This window comes from Wolbachia endosymbiont of Drosophila seguyi, from assembly GCF_028981765.1.
Taxonomy (GTDB): domain Bacteria; phylum Pseudomonadota; class Alphaproteobacteria; order Rickettsiales; family Anaplasmataceae; genus Wolbachia; species Wolbachia pipientis.
Window position 1 is genome coordinate 1 of record NZ_JAPQLM010000145.1, and the last position, 17,888, is coordinate 17,888.

12 protein-coding genes and 1 tRNA gene are annotated in these 17,888 nt (G+C 36.2%); 2 read left to right on the forward strand and 11 right to left on the reverse strand.

Annotation, left to right across the window (positions count from 1 at the left end; translation table 11 throughout):
* Window positions 1-115: 115 nt before the first annotated feature.
* Together purD and serS are read right to left on the reverse strand one after the other, a co-directional pair.
* On the reverse strand, window positions 116-1,387 hold the full coding sequence (purD, locus tag OZD62_RS03585) for a phosphoribosylamine--glycine ligase (RefSeq protein WP_275019448.1): 1,272 nt from the start codon (window positions 1,385-1,387) through the stop codon (window positions 116-118).
* Between the two features lie 34 nt (window positions 1,388-1,421).
* Complete coding sequence (gene serS / locus OZD62_RS03590) at window positions 1,422-2,699, reverse strand: serine--tRNA ligase (protein WP_038198549.1); 1,278 nt, start codon at window positions 2,697-2,699, stop codon at window positions 1,422-1,424.
* A gap of 143 nt (window positions 2,700-2,842) precedes the next feature.
* On the opposite strand from serS, the gene OZD62_RS03595 reads away from it, so the two are divergent.
* Window positions 2,843-3,967: a Ulp1 family isopeptidase gene (locus OZD62_RS03595; protein ID WP_182282775.1), complete on the forward strand. Its 1,125-nt coding sequence runs from the start codon at window positions 2,843-2,845 to the stop codon at window positions 3,965-3,967.
* 25 nt (window positions 3,968-3,992) lie between these two features.
* A complete protein-coding gene (gene dusB / locus OZD62_RS03600; protein WP_275019449.1) occupies window positions 3,993-4,955 on the forward strand; it encodes a tRNA dihydrouridine synthase DusB in 963 nt (320 codons plus the stop codon).
* Window positions 4,956-4,961: 6 nt separating this feature from the next.
* Here the strand turns inward: dusB and OZD62_RS03605 are convergent, their stop codons facing one another.
* The 9 genes from OZD62_RS03605 to tuf all read right to left on the reverse strand — a co-directional run bounded on the left by OZD62_RS03605 (window position 4,962) and on the right by tuf (window position 17,886).
* Window positions 4,962-13,475 (reverse strand): DNA-directed RNA polymerase subunit beta/beta', encoded by an 8,514-nt coding sequence (locus tag OZD62_RS03605; RefSeq protein WP_275019450.1) that lies wholly within the window; start codon window positions 13,473-13,475, stop codon window positions 4,962-4,964.
* Between the two features lie 58 nt (window positions 13,476-13,533).
* Window positions 13,534-13,935, reverse strand: a complete 402-nt coding sequence (gene rplL / locus OZD62_RS03610; protein WP_275019451.1) for a 50S ribosomal protein L7/L12 — start codon at window positions 13,933-13,935, stop codon at window positions 13,534-13,536.
* 26 nt (window positions 13,936-13,961) lie between these two features.
* On the reverse strand, window positions 13,962-14,480 hold the full coding sequence (rplJ, locus tag OZD62_RS03615) for a 50S ribosomal protein L10 (RefSeq protein WP_006279539.1): 519 nt from the start codon (window positions 14,478-14,480) through the stop codon (window positions 13,962-13,964).
* Window positions 14,481-14,492: 12 nt separating this feature from the next.
* Window positions 14,493-15,146: a 50S ribosomal protein L1 gene (gene rplA, locus OZD62_RS03620; RefSeq protein WP_275019452.1), complete on the reverse strand. Its 654-nt coding sequence runs from the start codon at window positions 15,144-15,146 to the stop codon at window positions 14,493-14,495.
* A 4-nt stretch (window positions 15,147-15,150) separates the two neighbouring features.
* On the reverse strand, window positions 15,151-15,591 hold the full coding sequence (locus OZD62_RS03625) for a 50S ribosomal protein L11 (protein WP_006279541.1): 441 nt from the start codon (window positions 15,589-15,591) through the stop codon (window positions 15,151-15,153).
* 2 nt (window positions 15,592-15,593) lie between these two features.
* Window positions 15,594-16,430 (reverse strand): transcription termination/antitermination protein NusG, encoded by an 837-nt coding sequence (gene nusG / locus OZD62_RS03630; protein ID WP_070356705.1) that lies wholly within the window; start codon window positions 16,428-16,430, stop codon window positions 15,594-15,596.
* Complete coding sequence (secE, locus tag OZD62_RS03635) at window positions 16,420-16,620, reverse strand: preprotein translocase subunit SecE (protein ID WP_275019453.1); 201 nt, start codon at window positions 16,618-16,620, stop codon at window positions 16,420-16,422. Before secE ends, nusG begins: the two co-directional genes overlap by 11 nt.
* 19 nt (window positions 16,621-16,639) lie before the next feature.
* A tRNA-Trp gene (locus tag OZD62_RS03640) sits at window positions 16,640-16,712 on the reverse strand.
* A gap of 13 nt (window positions 16,713-16,725) precedes the next feature.
* Window positions 16,726-17,886 carry an elongation factor Tu gene (tuf, locus tag OZD62_RS03645; protein ID WP_275019454.1) on the reverse strand — a complete coding sequence of 387 codons (1,161 nt, stop codon included), beginning with the start codon at window positions 17,884-17,886 and terminating at the stop codon, window positions 16,726-16,728.
* Window positions 17,887-17,888 lie beyond the last annotated feature (2 nt).

The following is a 17,888-nucleotide window of genomic DNA, read 5'->3' on the forward strand; positions in this document are numbered from 1 at the left end:
TCTGCAGATTGGCGAAAGCAAATACAATAGCTTCAGTTTCATGATAAGGGGGCTGGCGGAGTTTGTCAAGGAAGTTTTTCGTTTCTGTGAACCACCTGCTAACCGACAGCTAACATTAACTACCGATATCGTATCTGAAGAAGCCCCCTGGCCATTCTAAAAAATTTAATGCTGAGTACACCTTACTTTTGGCTTCCTCTATAGTGCTCCCTTCTGCTACTATATTTAGCACTCTTCCGCCATCGGAAACTAAGTTACCACTTTCATCGAATTTAGTACCAGCATGAAACACCAACACACCAGGAATGCTTTCAATCTTATCTAATCCTTTAATTACTTCTCCCTTTTGATAATCACCCGGATAGCCTTTACTTGCAACAACTACACAAACTGTAGATTTGTTGTTAAGTTCCACCATTTTGACATTTAACTTTCCTTCTGCAACTGACAACATCAATTTTAACAAATCGCAATTTGAATCAAATCTAGGTAATATAGATTGCGTTTCTGGATCACCGAATCTAACGTTATACTCGAGAAGTTTTGGGCTATCTTTGCAAATTATTAAACCAGCAAAGAGTACTCCTTTATAAGACGTACCCATGTTAACCAATGCTTGAGCTGTAGGGTATATTATTTTTTGGATAATTTTTTGCTCCATGTCCTTACTTATAATTGAAGGTGATGAGTACGACCCCATACCTCCAGTATTTTGGCTTTCATTACTTTCATCAACTCTCTTATAATCTTTTGCACACCCAAGAGTTACTACTTTCAACCCATCAATAAGAGCAAAAAAACTTACTTCTTCTCCAACTAAAAACTCTTCTATGATTATTTCTTCACCTGATTCACCAAATTTTTTCTCCACTAGCATTGAATTTATTGCTGAAAAAGCTTCGCTTTCTGTATTACATATAACCACCCCTTTTCCTGCTGCAATTCCATTTGCTTTCACTACAAGTGGAAACTTTATTTTATTGCTACGTACAAAATCTTTAGCTAACCCTTCATCAACAAAACACTCGTACTTGGCAGTTGGTATACCATATCGCTTACATAGTCCCTTGGTGAAAGACTTCGATCCCTCAAGTTTTGCAGTTGCTTGACTTGGAGCAAAAACATTTATTCCCTCTGCAACTAAATCATCAGCAAGCCCATCAATTATTGGTTGTTCTGGACCAATAACAACCAACTCTATATTTTCTCTCTTGCAAAATTGTGTAACATCCACTGAATTTTGAATATTTACATCCACAAGAGCCCCAAGATCTTTCATAGCTTGGCGACCAGGAGTTACATATAACTCAGTCAAGATAGGAGATTTTTTTAGAGCCCAAAGTAGAGCGTGCTCACGCCCACCAGAACCTATAACCAGAACCTTCATCTTTATTTCCTCGCTTTTCTATATGTCAAAATTATTATTTGCTTATAACAGTATCATTACTCATGTATTTTTGCAACACGTTTGGTATTGCAATCGACCCGTCAGAATTTTGATAATTCTCCATTATGGCAATAATCGTTCTTCCTATAGCTAAAGCTGAGCCGTTTAAAGTGTGAATATATTTTTTCATCTTTTTATCAGTTTCTGAAGAGTATTTAGCGTTCATCCTTCTTGCTTGAAATGCACCACAATTTGAGCAGCTTGATATTTCTCTATATTTATTTTGCCCAGGTAACCATACCTCTATGTCATAAGTCCTTTGTGCAGCAAAACCCATATCGCCACTGCAAAGCAGCATTACTCTGTATGGCAATTCTAATTTTTTTAATATCTCTTCAGCAACACTCGTCATACGCTCAAGCTCATCATTTGATTGGTCTTCAGTTGTGATGCTTACCAACTCCACTTTACCAAATTGGTGTTGCCTTATCATGCCCCTGGTATCGCGACCTGCACTACCTGCTTCTTTACGAAAGCACTCCGAATATGCAGTAAAGCGAATAGGCAGTTCTTTTTCTTCCATTATTTTGTCAGCAACTAAATTTGTTAAAAACACTTCACTTGTGGGAATCAACCTCAATTCGTCGGTAGTTAAATACGAATCGTCAGAAAATTTCGGTAGCTGACCAACATTATACATAGCTTCGTTTTTCACCAAAGCCGGGTGGTACACCTCAGTATAGCCAAATTCATTAACATGCATTTCAAGCATACAATTTATTAGCGCTCGTCCAAGCTTAGCTAACTGTCCTTTTAATATCGTAAATCTTGATCCGGAAATTCTCGCCGCTTGTTCGAAGTCCATTAAACCTAATTTTTCTCCGAGTTCATAATGAGATTCTGGTACAAAATCAAACTGTCTTTTTCCTCCATATCTTCTCACCTCTAAATTAGAGTTCTCATCTGCGCCTATTGGCACATCTTGCGCAGGAATATTCGGCAAGTTAGATAAAACATTCACTAACTTATCCTTTTCTGCTTGTTCTTTTAAGCTGATTGCCTCTATCTCATTTGTGATGCTTTTTGACAACTCTATTTGCTCTTCACAGGGGCTCTTGCTCATTTTAAGCTTTTTTATTTCCTCTGTGATTTCATTGCGCTGCCTATTCAAATCCTGCAGTTTAGTGGTTAATGATCTTTTCTCGTGATCGATTTCTAATATCTCTTCCGCAGTAGATTCTCTAATTCCCCTGCTTTTCATTGCCTTTTCAAATCCTTCAGGGTTTTTGCGTATATATTCTATATCGTGCATATATTGTGCTATTACTAACATTGTTACTGTACTCCAAAAGCTCTTAATATTCAATATATTCTCATACTACTAAAATTATTATGGTTGATTTTTTTGTTAGAATTTGTTTAAATTTAATTAACTTAGCGTTCATAGGGTGTAGTATGTTGGGCATTACAAAAAATAATCAGAAAGAGAGCACTTACTTTGCTGGTGAGGAATTCGTTATCTACGCTACTTGTGTATGCCTAGCAGCCACATTCGCTGCTGGCTGTTTAGGGGCGGTAATAGGATCCCCTCTATTGACCTTTCCACTTGCTATGCTCATCTCTAACCCCGTAGTTTGGGTTTTAATGGGAACAATTCTTACAGTAGCATACAAAATGGTTGTTGAACCTTTATTTTACTTAGCGAAGGGTTATATTAATGGAAAAAGAGCAAGTCAAGGTGAGCAAAAAACTCCAGATGAGGATAGTGGTATTTTTCCTGGACCAGATAATGAAGATGGGTCAACTGTTTCAGAGAACAGTAGTCGCAGAAGTTCTATTGCTTCAAAAGATAGTGGTTTGGGTGGTAAAGAGTTTCATGAAAATTTGGACACTCTTGTGCATCAGACAAACAGAGGAAATTATGCTTACTGGTTATGTGATGATGACATTACACATATTGCAAGAGTTGTGTATGGGTACTCACAAAGTGAACATAGTAATAATAATGTCTATTTTCTTGCTCCTAGCTATTCTAATGGTTGGGACGAACTCACAAAAGAATTTCTTCAGAATTATAGAGGTGAATTAAAACAAAATTCTAAATTGATATTTACTTCGGTTCTTCATATTAACAACAATCATTGGGTAACTTTGGTTATTAAACCTGATGCAGGTGATAAAAAATTTAGAGCTTATTACTGTGACTCATTTGGTAATCAATTGCCAGATAATGTGCTAAATATTGTTAAAAGAGAACTGCAAAAAGAGGAATGGGTATTAGACATAAGAATTTCCCCAACTAAGCAGCAAAGTGACGGGTATAACTGTGGAATATTTGCGTTAGAAAATGCTCATAAAATTACACAAATGCTTAACGAAGACAAATCATTTGACGAAATTGACAAAAAGTTATCAGAATATAAATTTGATTTGAATGAGAAAAGAGAAGAATTTACAAGAGCGCTTATGGAAGATGAGAAATGTAAGGAAGATCTAAGAAATCGTAAGCGTCCGCCAAGGACGAAAACATCTCAGTCTTCTATTTCAAGGGAGAATGCAAGTTTGTGTTGCATTATGTAATCAATGAAAAATTACCATTGACCTTATGCCCCCCCAAATAGGAAATTTGACAATTGATTCTCCAGTTATTTTAGCTCCAATGTCTGGAGTGACTGATTATCCGTTTAGAAGTATTGTGAAGAAACTTGGTGCAAGTTTGTTAGTTTCAGAGATGATCGCAAGCAGAGCTATGATTATGCAAACTCGCCAGAGTTTGCAAAAAGCAAAAGTCGATGCATTAACTGCTGTGCAGCTTGCTGGGTGTGAGCCAGATGTTATGGCGGAGGCTGCAAAATTAAACGAGGACATGGGAGCAAAAATTATAGACATAAACTTTGGTTGCCCTGTTAAAAAAGTTGTAAACGGTTATGCAGGATCAGCGCTAATGCGTGATGAGAAAAAAGCCGCTGAGATAATTGAAGCTGTGGTCAAAGCAGTGAATATGCCAGTTACGGTGAAAATGCGCACTGGATGGAACGATGAAAATCGCAATGCCCCGAGACTTGCGAAAATTGCCGAAGACTTAGGAGCAAAAATGATCACTGTGCATGGAAGAACAAGAGCGCAGCTTTATAATGGTCAAGCAGATTGGAAATTCGTTAGAAATGTTAAAGAGCAAGTGAAAATTCCAGTTATAGTAAATGGCGATATTAAAAATTTAAATGATATTCAGAATGCTCTCAAAGAATCTGGAGCAGACGGAGTGATGATAGGTCGTGGTGCCTACGGTAAACCTTGGCTGATTAATCAAGCAATGAACTTTCTCAGTGGAAGTGAAACTTCTGAGCCAACAGCTTCAGAGAGATTAAGCATCATACTCGAGCATTACGACAATATTCTTGAGTACTATGGAAATGACACAGGAATAAAGATGGCCCGCAAACACATAGGTTGGTACAGTAGCGGGCTTCAAGGCTCATCTGAATTTCGTGTGAGAGTAAATAACATGACAGATAGCACAGAAGTGAAAGAAAATATTATTGGCTTTTTTGGTCAAGAGACACACTAGCTGTACTCAATTCGACTGATCGTATGCCACTACGCTCTCTTCCTCACCAGAGTGTAAATGACAACCATTATCCATCAACCATTCCTCGTCATAAGTTTCAATATCAAAATATTTTTCATATTTATCCACATTATCACAAAGTGAAAGTGCTCTGATCTTATTCATAATCAAACCTGTACCAGCAGGAATTAATCTTCCTACTATAACATTTTCTTTTAATCCACTTAAAGGATCACTCTTCCCGCAGAATGCTGCTTCTGTAAGTACTTTTGTTGTCTCTTGGAAAGAGGCAGCAGAAATAAAGGAGCTAGTTTCAAGACTTGCCCTAGTAATCCCCTGCAGAATAGGAAGATAATGAGTAGGCCGTTTGCCAGAGTTACTCATAGCATCATTTTCCCTATCAACTTCCAGCTTGTCAATGCTTTCGCCAACCAAGTACATAGTATCACCAGGATCAGTAATTTCCACTTTTTGTAGCATTTGTTTTAAGATCACCTCTAAATGCTTATTGTCTATACGAACACCCTGCAATCTATAAACTTGCTGTATTTCAGAAATCATATAGTGCGCTAAAGCTTCTAACCCAAGCACACGTAAAATATCATGGAGATCAGGGTCACCATCCATCAATAGATCACCTTTACGTACAAAATCACCTTCATTGACTATTACATGCTTACTTCTTGATACCAAATATTCAACTGGAGAAATTTGTTCATCTACAGGTTTAATTAATATACTGCGTTTTCCTCTACGGTCTTTTTCAGAAAACGCTACATAGCCATCTATCTCACTAACAATAGCATGCTCTTTAGGACGACGTGCTTCAAATAACTCTATAACCCTCGGTAAACCACCAGTAATATCACGAGTTTTAACTGACTCTCTTGGTGTTCTTGTAATAACATCACCTGCATGAACCTTCTGGCCATCTTGTACATTGAGCACTGCACCGATTGGTATAAAATAACATGCTTCAACGCCACTTGCGAGTGTCATTACTTTACCATTATCGTCAAGCAGCACAATACGAGGACGTAAATTAGCTCCACCAGAATGCAATTTCCAGTCTTTTACTACTTTGCTTGATATTCCTGTAGATTCATCCATCACTTCAGTGATCGAAATTCCATCTTTTAAGTCCTGATAAGACACTGTACCAGTCTTCTCCGTGATAATAGGCAATGTATAAGGATCCCATTCCGCAACTTTATCGCCAATTTTTACTGACCCACTCTCATCTACATAAAGCTTAGCGCCGTAAGGTACACTGTGCTTCAACTTCTCACTACCAAGGCTATCAATCAACACGACTTCACAGGAACGGCTTATCACAATTTTATTTCCGTTTCTATCTATAATTATATTACTATTGTTTAACTTTATTTTAGCATTAATAGAAGCTATAATGTTCGAGGATTCAACGCCTCTAGTCATTACTCCACCTATATGAAAAGTACGCATCGTTAACTGAGTACCTGGCTCTCCAACAGATTGAGCAGCTATAACACCAACTGCTTCACCTATTGAAACAATTTTACCAGTTGCAAGGTCTCTTCCATAACATAAAGAACATACACCAGGACTTATTTCACAAGTTAAAGGCGATCTAATTTTTACAACATCAAGACCTGCAATGCTGATTTGCTTTACTTTATCCTCATCAATTAATTCCCCTGCTTTTACTAATAATTCTTTTGTCACTGGGTTATATATATCATTTGCAGCTGTTCTACCCAGCACAACACTCTCTAGAGATGCAACTATAGTACTTCCTTCAACTGTAGCTCTCACAACAAGACCATTTTTTGTTTTACAGTCATGCTTTGTAACTATGCAATTTTGAGATACATCAACTAAACGACGAGTTAAGTATCCAGAGTTTGCAGTTTTAAGTGCAGTGTCAGCTAAACCTTTACGCGCACCGTGAGTAGAATTAAAGTATTCAAATACGTTCAATCCTTCACGGAAATTAGAAATTATAGGTGTTTCTATAATCTCACCAGAAGGTTTGGTCATGAGCCCTCGCATTCCTGCCAGCTGTTTCATCTGTGAAGTAGAACCCCTTGCACCAGAGTTAACCATCATATACACTGAGTTGTACTTACTATTTCCATCATATATAGATATTGCTTTTAACATATCATTAGCTATCATATCCGTACACTTAGACCATTCATCTATAACCTTGTTATACCTCTCACTTCTAGTTATTAGCCCATCTTGATATTGCATAGAGAATTTCTTAATTTCACCCCTCGCGTGATCAACATGTGTAGCTTTAGTTTCAGGTATAACCATATCACAACGACCAAAAGAGACACCAGAAAATGTGGCATACTCAAAGCCAAGTACCATTAATTTATCAGAAAATGCCACTGTAGCACTTTGACCACAGTTACGATATACCAAATCAACTATACCAGTTATTTCCTTGACTGTTAATATCTGATTTATTAGATCGAAGCCTAGATTCTCATGCTTAGGAAAAATTTGCCATAATATTAAACGGCCAGGAGTTGTACAAACAGTTTTATAGTGAGTTTCACCGCTGCTATTAATATACTCCATCCTATACTTTATACTAGAATGAATATGTAAAGTACCATCACTCAAGGAATGCTCAACTTCACAAAAAGCACCAAAAGATGGTAAATTATCTTCCTTAGGTTCTTGTAAAGTCAGATAATATATACCAAGTACTATATCTTTACTAGGAACTATAATCGGTCTGCCATTAGAAGGACTTAAAACGTTATTAGTGGACATCATCAACACCCTAGCTTCAAGCTGAGCTTCCAATGAAATTGGCACATGCACTGCCATTTGATCACCATCAAAATCAGCATTAAACGCCGTACAGACAAGCGGATGAAGCTGTATTGCTTTGCCTTCAATAAGGATTGGCTCAAAAGCCTGAATACCAAGTCTATGTAGCGTAGGCGCTCTATTCAACAAAACAGGATGCTCTTTTATTACCTCTTCAAGCATATCCCAAACTTCTGGTTTTTCTGCTCTTATCAACTTACTAGCAAACTTAATAGTTGGAGCCATACCATACATCTTAAGCTTTGAGTAAACAAAAGGTTTGAATAGTTCAAGAGCCATTCTTTTTGGTAATCCACACTGATTTAGTTTCAAAGTTGGACCAACAACTATTACAGAACGTCCAGAGTAGTCTACCCTTTTTCCTAAGAGGTTCTGGCGAAAACGACCCTGTTTTCCTTTTAACATATCACTAATGGACTTTTTATATCCAACAGCACCAGCTTTATTTACCAAAGTATTACGACGACTATTATCAAAAAGAGAATCAACTGCTTCTTGTAACATCCTTTTTTCATTACGAATCATAATCTCAGGAGGATTTAAGCTCAACAATTTTCTCAACCTGTTATTTCTATTAATAATAGTCCTATAATGATGATTCAGATCAGAAACTGCAGGACGACCACTCTCAAGCGATACCAAAGGACGCAAATCAGGTGGTAAAATAGGTATAGTTGTAAGTATCATCCACTCAGGCCTATTTCCAGATTTAATGAAGTTTTCAACAATACGCAATCTCTTTATAATTTTCTTTCTTCTTATCTCAGAAGCAACAGATTCTAATTCTAGTCTTAAATCCTTCCTAATTTCATGTAAATCAAGGCGCGTTAGCAACTCTCTTATAGCTTCAACACCTTGCATAGCTACAAAACTATCGATCCCATAGCTATCTTTAGCTTCATTATAAGCTTTTTCACTAATAATCTCACCTTTTTCAAAAGGCGAAACAAGAGGATCTATTACGATATAATTATCGCTATATAAAATATTCTCAATATCTCTGAGAGACATATCCAATAATGCTCCAATTCTTGAAGGAAGCGATTTCAAAAACCATATATGAGCAACAGGAGATGCAAGCTCTATATGACCCATCCTTTCTCTTCTTACTTTAGAAGATGTAACTTCTACTCCGCATTTTTCGCATATGCGCCCTCTGTGTCTTCTTTTTTTGTATTTTCCACATAAACATTCATCGTCATTGACAGGGCCAAAAACCTTAGGGCAAAATAATCCACCTTTCTCAACTTTGAACGTACGATAATTTGCAGTTGAAACATCTTCTATCTCACCACAAGATATACGCTTAATACTTTCAGGGCTAGCAATCGATATGCTAACCTCATTAAAAGGTTGTGCAATGTTAGTGTGAGATATATCTTCAATCACTACATCATTTTGCTTTAAATCTACATTTAAACATAAAGAACGTAGTTCTTTTATCATCACATTAAAGGATTCAGGAATTCCACATTCAAAATTACTGTCACCTTTTATTATCGATTCATAAATCTTAACTCTACCATTAATATCATCAGACTTCACAGTTAACATTTCCTGCAAAGTATAAGCAGCACCATAGGCTTGTAATGCCCAACATTCCATTTCACCAAAACGCTGACCACCAAAATGAGATTTTCCTCCAAGAGGTTGTTGAGTAACCAAACTATAAGGCCCTACTGAACGCGCATGAATTTTACCATCAACCAAGTGGTGCAACTTAAGCATGTACATGTAACCAACTGTAACCTTGCGGTCGAATTTTTCACCACTGCAACCGTCATATAATACAGCTTGTCCAGAGTTATCTAAACCAGCAAGTTCAAATAATTTTGCTATTTGTTCATCTTTTGGACCCTCAAATACAGGTGCAGCAACAGGAACGCCATCACGTAATTTGCGTGCAAATTCAATGAGATTATTATCACTAATATTACGAATATCATTACAGATAGATACGTTACTGCCATAGCTATAAACCTCAATCAGGAAGTTACGTAAATTGCTGTATGAACTTTTACAAGAGTTCAAATAGTTCTCTACTAACTCATTCAACTCGTCATTTAGTGCATTCTTATTAGGTGTATTTAAAACAGAAGCCGTTATTTCATCATCATCAATATTTTCAATTTTTTTATTATCAAGGTATGCTACTGCAAATTGTGTAAAATTATCATCGTTAAGGGACCTAATTCCCTTGCAAAAAGCACTTTTGATCTTATTGATCTCATCGAGAATATTACTTACCTTTTCCCCTAATTTTCTACAAGCCCAACCTACATGCGTTTCCAGTATTTGCCCTACATTCATTCGTGAAGGAACACCAAGAGGGTTAAGAATAATATCAACAGGAGTACCATCTTCCAAATAAGGCATATCTTCCACTGGCACAACTCGAGAAATCACACCTTTATTTCCATGTCTACCAGCCATTTTATCCCCTGGTTGCAGACTATGTTTCACAGCAATGAAAACTTTTACTGACATCGACACACCTTGAGGCAGGTCATAACCTTCATGTAATTTTTCTACTTTTCGCTTAAACTGTGCTATTGCATGTGATACTTTTTCATCAAAATCTTTTTTTAAGCTCTTAACTTGCTCAGAAATGGATTGGTTTTTTAATCCTATACCCCACCATTGCTCACGTCCAATAGAGTCAAATTTTTCTCGATCTTGAGAACCAGAATTAATAAGAAGTTTCTTCAGTTCATCATAGAAATATTCACTAGTAACATTGATTATATAATCTCGCTCTTCCTCAAAGTCATTTATCTCTTTTTGTTTGATGAGTAATGCCCTTTCATTTTCTTCAACCCCCCTGCGTGTAAAGACTTGTACATCAATTACTGTCCCTTCAACATCTGGAGATGTATATAAAGAGGAATCCGCACAATCGAATGACTTTTCACCAAAAATTGTCATTAATAACTTCGTTTCAGGAGGCAATGAAAGAGAAGGTTTAGGTGTAACTTTACCTACCAGAATATAGCCTGGACCAACTCTTGTACCAATTTTCACTATACCACTATCATCCAAGTGATATAGATTTTCTTCATTAACACCAGGTATAGCACGAGTTATTTTTTCTGATCCTAAAGGGGTATCATGTACAACACAGTCAAATTCTTCTATATGAATAGAAGTAAAGAGATCTTTTTTAACAACTTCACTAGAAATAATAATAGAGTCTTCAAAATTATAACCTTGCCAAGACATAAAAGCGACTAGCAAATTTTTACCAAGCGCCAACTCACCACTGTTAATTGCAGGACCATCAGCTATTACATCACCCTTTTTAACATAATCACCTACGCACACTAGCGGTCTTTGATTAATACAAGTATTATGGTTAGAACGCTGAAATTTCCTTAGATGATAAATATCTACGTCCAAGTAGTTAACCCTTCCTTTATCAAAAGCACGTATAACTATAGAGTTACTATCAGAACTATCAACTATGCCATCGCGTTTTGCTAAAACTACAGCACCAGAGCCAGAAGCTACAAAAGATTCCATACCAGTAGCAACCAGAGGAGCGGTAGGCTTCAATAAAGGTACGGCCTGACGTTGCATATTTGAGCCCATTAATGCTCTATTAGCATCATCATTTTCTAAAAATGGAATCAAGGAAGCTGCAACTGATATTACCTGCTTAGGAGATACGTCAATGTAACTAACTTGGTCGCTACTTACCATGACGAAGCTACCAGCATATCTACAGTATAGCATGTCATCAACAAAGCAATTATTTTCATCAAGCTTTACGCTAGTGTCAGCTATATGATGTGAGCCTTCGTCTATAGCAGAAAGATACTCAATTTGATCAGTAACAACCCTATTGACTACTTTTCTATAAGGGCTTTCAATGAAACCATATTTATTAATACGCGCGTATATAGCTAAGCTGTTGATTAACCCTATATTTTGCCCTTCAGGAGTCTCAATAGGGCAAATTCTTCCATAATGAGTTGGATGAACATCACGCACCTCAAATCCTGCCCGTTCTCTTGTTAAACCGCCAGGACCTAACGCGGATAACCTTCTTTTATGTGTTATTTCAGATAACGGATTAGTCTGATCCATAAATTGAGATAATTGAGAAGAATTGAAGAAATCTCTTAAGACATTAGTTAACACTTTTGGATTAATAAAATCAGATGGAGAAACTTTATCTAAACTAGAAGTGGACATAGAATCAACTATTGCGCGTTCCAATTTCAACAACCCAGTTCTAAATTGATTTTCTATAAACTCTCCAACTGATCTTACTCTTCTGTTTCCTAAATGATCAATATCATCTACAGATCCTTGACCGTCACGTAACAATACTATTTTTTTCACAATTTCAATAATATCTTCATGCGTTAAAACAGTTAAATCCTCATCATAATTTAATCCAAGGTAAGAGTTAAGCTTCAACCTACCAATGTTAGACAAATCATAATATTCCGGACTGAAGAAAAGATTACGGAAAAACTCTTCTACTATCTCTAAAACAGGAACTTCACCAGGACGCAAAACTCTATATATTTCATATAGTGCATCCTGATAAGACATGTTTTCATCTAAGAAAAGCGTATTTAATATATAAGGTCCAACAAACAAATTATCTATGTTCAACACTGATATTTCATCTACAGATAATAACTCAAGCTTCTTTATGTCTTCCAGCTTTATAGATTCACCAGCAGATAAAATTTTCGTAGAGCTAGCACTATCCATTAAATCTTCTGCGAGGAATAAACCACATATAGAATTAAACGGAACCAGATACTCTTTCAATTCATTATCATATAGCTTTTTAGCTAGTCTTGAGGTAATACGAACGTTAGCTTTAAGCAGCACATTACCTTCAATATCCATTAAGTCGAAAGGCAGCCTCACTCCTTTAAATTTATCAGGAACAAAAGGCACTTTCCAACCATCTTTATGTTTTACATACTTTATTTTCTCATAAAATCTATCGAGTATATCATTATTTGATAGACCCAACGCCTTTAATAAAACTGAAATTGGCAATTTTCTTTTTCTATCAACACGAAAATACAAATGGTCTTTAACATCAAATTCAATATCAAGCCAAGAACCCCTATAAGGAATAATTCTAGCAGAATAGATCAATTTACCAGAATTGTAAGTTTTTCCCTTATCGCTATCAAAAAATACACCAGGAGACCTATGCATTTGTAAGACGATAACTTTTTCCACACCATTAATGATGAAAGTGCCCTTATCAGTCATCATAGGCAACCCACAAAAGTGGACTTTCTGCTCTTCTATAGATTTTACAACGGTTGCAAGTTTAGAATGATCTCCACTCTCTTTAATCGATTTATATTCATCAAGAGAAATACCATCCTGCATAACAACAAGACGTATAGAAGCAATAACCTGAGCAGAAAAAGTTACACCACGCTTTATACACTCAGATTCATCATACTTAGGATCATCTACCCTACAACTTATAAACTCAATAGTAGCCCTACGCAAAGGATCATTTATTGGAAAGATTGTATGAAAGATAACTTCAAGTCTTTCATTACCCTTATTCTTAGGAGTAAAAGAATCATATGATTCTTTTTGAACCTTAACCAAATCCAATAAAGAATCTTTTAAATCAATCGACCTAGAATAAGAAACTCTAGGAACAAAAGCACCAGAAGCGTACATATAAGAAGAATCAACCATTAAAATACCCCAAACTAATTAAAAGAGCTATATCAATATAAAATTAATACATTAAATATTATTCAAGCTCCACTTTAGTTGCTCCTGCTTCAATAAGTTTTTGCTTGATTCTTTCTGCTTCGTCTTTAGGAACATTAGCAGTCAAATCTTTAGGTAAAGATTCAACCAACTCTTTTGCTTCTTTTAAACCCAATGTAGAATTAACCTCTCTCACAGCTTTAATAACTCCTATTTTTTTACTCGCATCAATTTCTTTAATCACAACTTTATACTCAGCTTTTTCTTGAGCAGCAGGAGCAGCAGCATTATCACCAATAGGCGCCCCAGCACCAACAGCTCCACCAAGAAAAGAACCAGCAGGCAACCCTATTTTCTCTTCTAAAACTTTTACAAGTTCAGAAGCCTCTAATAGGTTTAAAGATAATATTTTATCAACCAAATCACTTGTTACATTACTCATAATTACCACCTTACTTAACAACAAATTTATTTTTTAGAACTATAATAATCCAAAACTCTCATAAGCCTCATAGAAGATGAATTAATAGACAACGCTAACCGAGCAGGAATATCATAAGATATTAAACGCATAATTTTAACACGCAATTCATCCAGAGAAGGCAACTTAGCCAGTTTATTAACATCTTCCACTGTTAACAATTCATTTAAATGAGCTGCGCAAATCACAGACATTTTTTCTTTATTAGCATTAGTAAAATCAACTATTAATTTTGCAGCTTCTACTATGCCACTAGAGTATATAATAGCAACAGGACCGGAAAATTTGCCTGATAAATAAGAGAATTTACCAGTCCTTTCCAAAGCCAAGCGCGCTAGAGTGTTTTTAACTACTAATACCCCACCTGCTATAGACTTCAGACTATTCCTCAGAGTTAATGAATCATTAGCATTTATAGATTTAAAATTTACTAATATCAAGAAATCATTATTTACAAATACGTTTATTGTGCTCTGTATAAATTCATCCTTATCTTTACGCTTCACGGTATCACTCCCTTAAATTATATCTTCCACTTTGCCTATCTTATAAGCTTTACCCATAGTTGAATTTAAAAAAACACCCTTAAAGTAAATTCCTTTCGCAGAAATAGGTTTATTATCTTTAATTACTTTAAGAAAGGCTTTTAAATTTTCTAGCAAGTCATCAATATCAAATTTAATATTTCCTAATTTACCATGAATAACACCATTTTTATCTGTTCTAAATTTTACCTGACCAGACTTAATGGTTTTAATAGCTTCTGCAATGTTAGAAGTCACAGTACCAAATTTAGGGTTAGGCATCAGCCCTTTAACACCCAATACTTTTGCAATAGGAGTGATTTTTGCCATAAAATCAGGAGTAGTAATGCACCAATCAACATCTAACTTTCTACCTTTTTTTATTTCTTCAACTAAATCCTCTCCTCCTGCAATATCAGCACCAGCTTTTTCAGCTTCTAATAAATGTTTATCTTGAGCGAAAACAGCTACTTTAATATTCTTCCCGATACCTTTAGGCAAAACTACTGTACCACGCACCTGCTCTTCAGATTTACGTGAATCTACGCCTAAATTGACCGCAATATCAACTGATTCATTAAATTTTGCTGAAGCAGACTCAACAATCTTCTTCAAACACTGCTTAGGATTATCATTACATGTATTCATTTACCTAACCTTCCACAACTTCTATACCCATAGATTTTGCAGTGCCTACAACCATTTTCACTGCTGAATCTTCATTATCCACTTTCATATCAACCATCTTGCACTTTGCTACTTTAATTATAGCAGACATAGGTAATTTAGCCACTAATTCTTTACCAGGATTACCAGAACTTTTACTTAATTTAGCCTCCTGCTTAAGTAAATAAGCCACAGGCGGACCGCTGACAGTAAAATCATGAGAGCGATCATCCTTTATGGAAATTCGCACTGTTACTAAATCGCCTACTTTATAATTAGCGTTAGCAGCACTAGTAACTTTATTAAAAGCTTCACAAAACTTAGGAACAGGTATACCACGTGGACCAAGTACTGAAGCAATTTTCGGTCCTGGAACTGCTTTCCCAGCTTCCATAAGTAAGTTAATCTTAGCAACTATAACACTCATAATTAATCCTCTATTTTCTCTACTTGAGCCAGATCAAGCTCTATTATTGTCGGCTTACCTAAAATCGATACTTCCACATTAATAATTTTTTTCTCATCGTTTACCATATTTACCTTACCAGTAAAATTTTGAAAAAGACCATCATTAATTTTCACTTTTTCACCTTTTTCATAACCATAACCTAACTTCTTTGTCTCTTGAGCATTATAAAGTGCATTACACATTGAGTGAATCTCATCATCCAAAATCACCTTTGGAATATTACCGTTTTTCAAAAATCCATAAACCTTAAGAGATTTTGGTATATTATTGATAAAATTCAATACTTCATCGCATAAATTCACGTATAAAAAGACATAACCAGGAAAGCATTTCCTTCGTGTAGCAATTTTCTTAGATTTCAACTCTACTTCACTTAGCTCTTCATATGGAATAAAAACTTCCTTAAAGTAATCATTAACACCTAATCTCATAGAATTTTCCAATATATGTTGGCGCACTTTCTCTTCACAATTGGAAGCAACTCTCAAGATATACCATTTATATCTATTAAATTCTTTACACTTTAAACTTATCTCATCATCTGAAATCATCTCAAAATCACCAGATTCGCCACTGCAGAATCCAGGCGTTTGATTCAAAATATTTTTGCTTTCATCACACAGATGCATATATACATACACTTCACATAATTCTTTTATATCAGACTTTGAATTACATACCGTTTGATAAGGAATAAACACTTCCTTAAAATAAACAGCATTACTTACCAATTCGCGTATGTTTTGCTCATATCCATAATCAACTTTAATGATATACCATTTATATTCACATTCCATAAATAATTCCAAATAAAGCCTTAATTACGTAAAGAGACATAAAATCCACAAAAAAGAAGAAAATCGAAAAGCATAATATAACAATCATTACAACAAATAGAGATGACAACACCTCCTGTTTCTTTACCCAAGCAATTCTTCGTATTTCTTGCTTTATATCACAGAAAAAACCACACAAACTTTTTAACATTTCCACCACAACATTAATGCAGGAGCGATAGGAGTTGAACCTACAACCTCTGGTTTTGGAGACCAGCGCTCTACCAATTGAGCTACACTCCTATAACTCAAACTCTCACTCCAAAATTTCAGAAACAACACCAGAACCAACAGTTCTACCGCCTTCTCTTATCGCAAAACGCAATCCCTCATCCATTGCTATCGGTACTTGCAATTCTACTTCTACACTCACATTATCTCCTGGCATTACCATCTCCTTCCCATCTAGCAATTTTATGCTCCCAGTTACATCCGTTGTCCTTAAATAAAACTGTGGCTGGTAATTCGCAAAAAATGGTGTATGCCTTCCTCCTTCCTCTTTCTTTAATATATAAACCTCCGCCTTAAACTTTCTATGCGGTGTTATCGTCCCCGGTTTCGCTAATACTTGCCCTCTCTCCACTTCTTCTCTTTTTGTTCCTCTTAACAATATTCCTACATTGAGTCCTGCACTTCCCTTATCCAGCAACTTCTTAAACATCTCAACACCTGTGCATATCGTCTTTTGCGTCGCTTTCAGACCTATTATCTCTATCTCTTCTCCCGTCTTTATCTCTCCCTTCTCTATTCTTCCTGTTACCACTGTTCCTCGCCCCGATATCGAAAATACATCTTCGATTGGCAATAAAAATGGTAAATCCACAGGCCTTGGTGGAACCGCTACATATTCATCTAACTTTTCCATCAATTTATCTATTGATTTCTTTCCATATTCGCTGCTGTCATCCTCCAGCGCCTTGAGCGCTGAACCAACCACCACAGGCACTTCATCCCCTGGAAATCCGTATTTACTCAGTAATTCCCTCACTTCCATTTCTACTAAATCTATCATATCAGCATCAGCAACATCAGCTTTATTTATATACACTACGATATATCCAACACCTACCTGCTTCGCCAGCAATATATGCTCTCTCGTTTGTGGCATTGGCCCATCAACCCCCGACACTACCAATATCGCCGCATCCATCTGTGCTGCACCTACTATCATGTTCTTTACATAGTCAGCGTGTCCAGGACAATCAACGTGTCCATAATGCCTTTTCTCTGTCTGATACTCAACATGCGCTGTTGCTATCGTTATCCCCCTCTTCCTTTCTTCTGGCGCTTTGTCTATCTGATCGTACGCTACAAAATTTCCATAATGCTTCGTTATCGCCGCTGTTAACGTCGTCTTCCCATGATCCACATGTCCTATTGTTCCCACATTTACATGCGGCTTTCCAAATGCTTCCACTA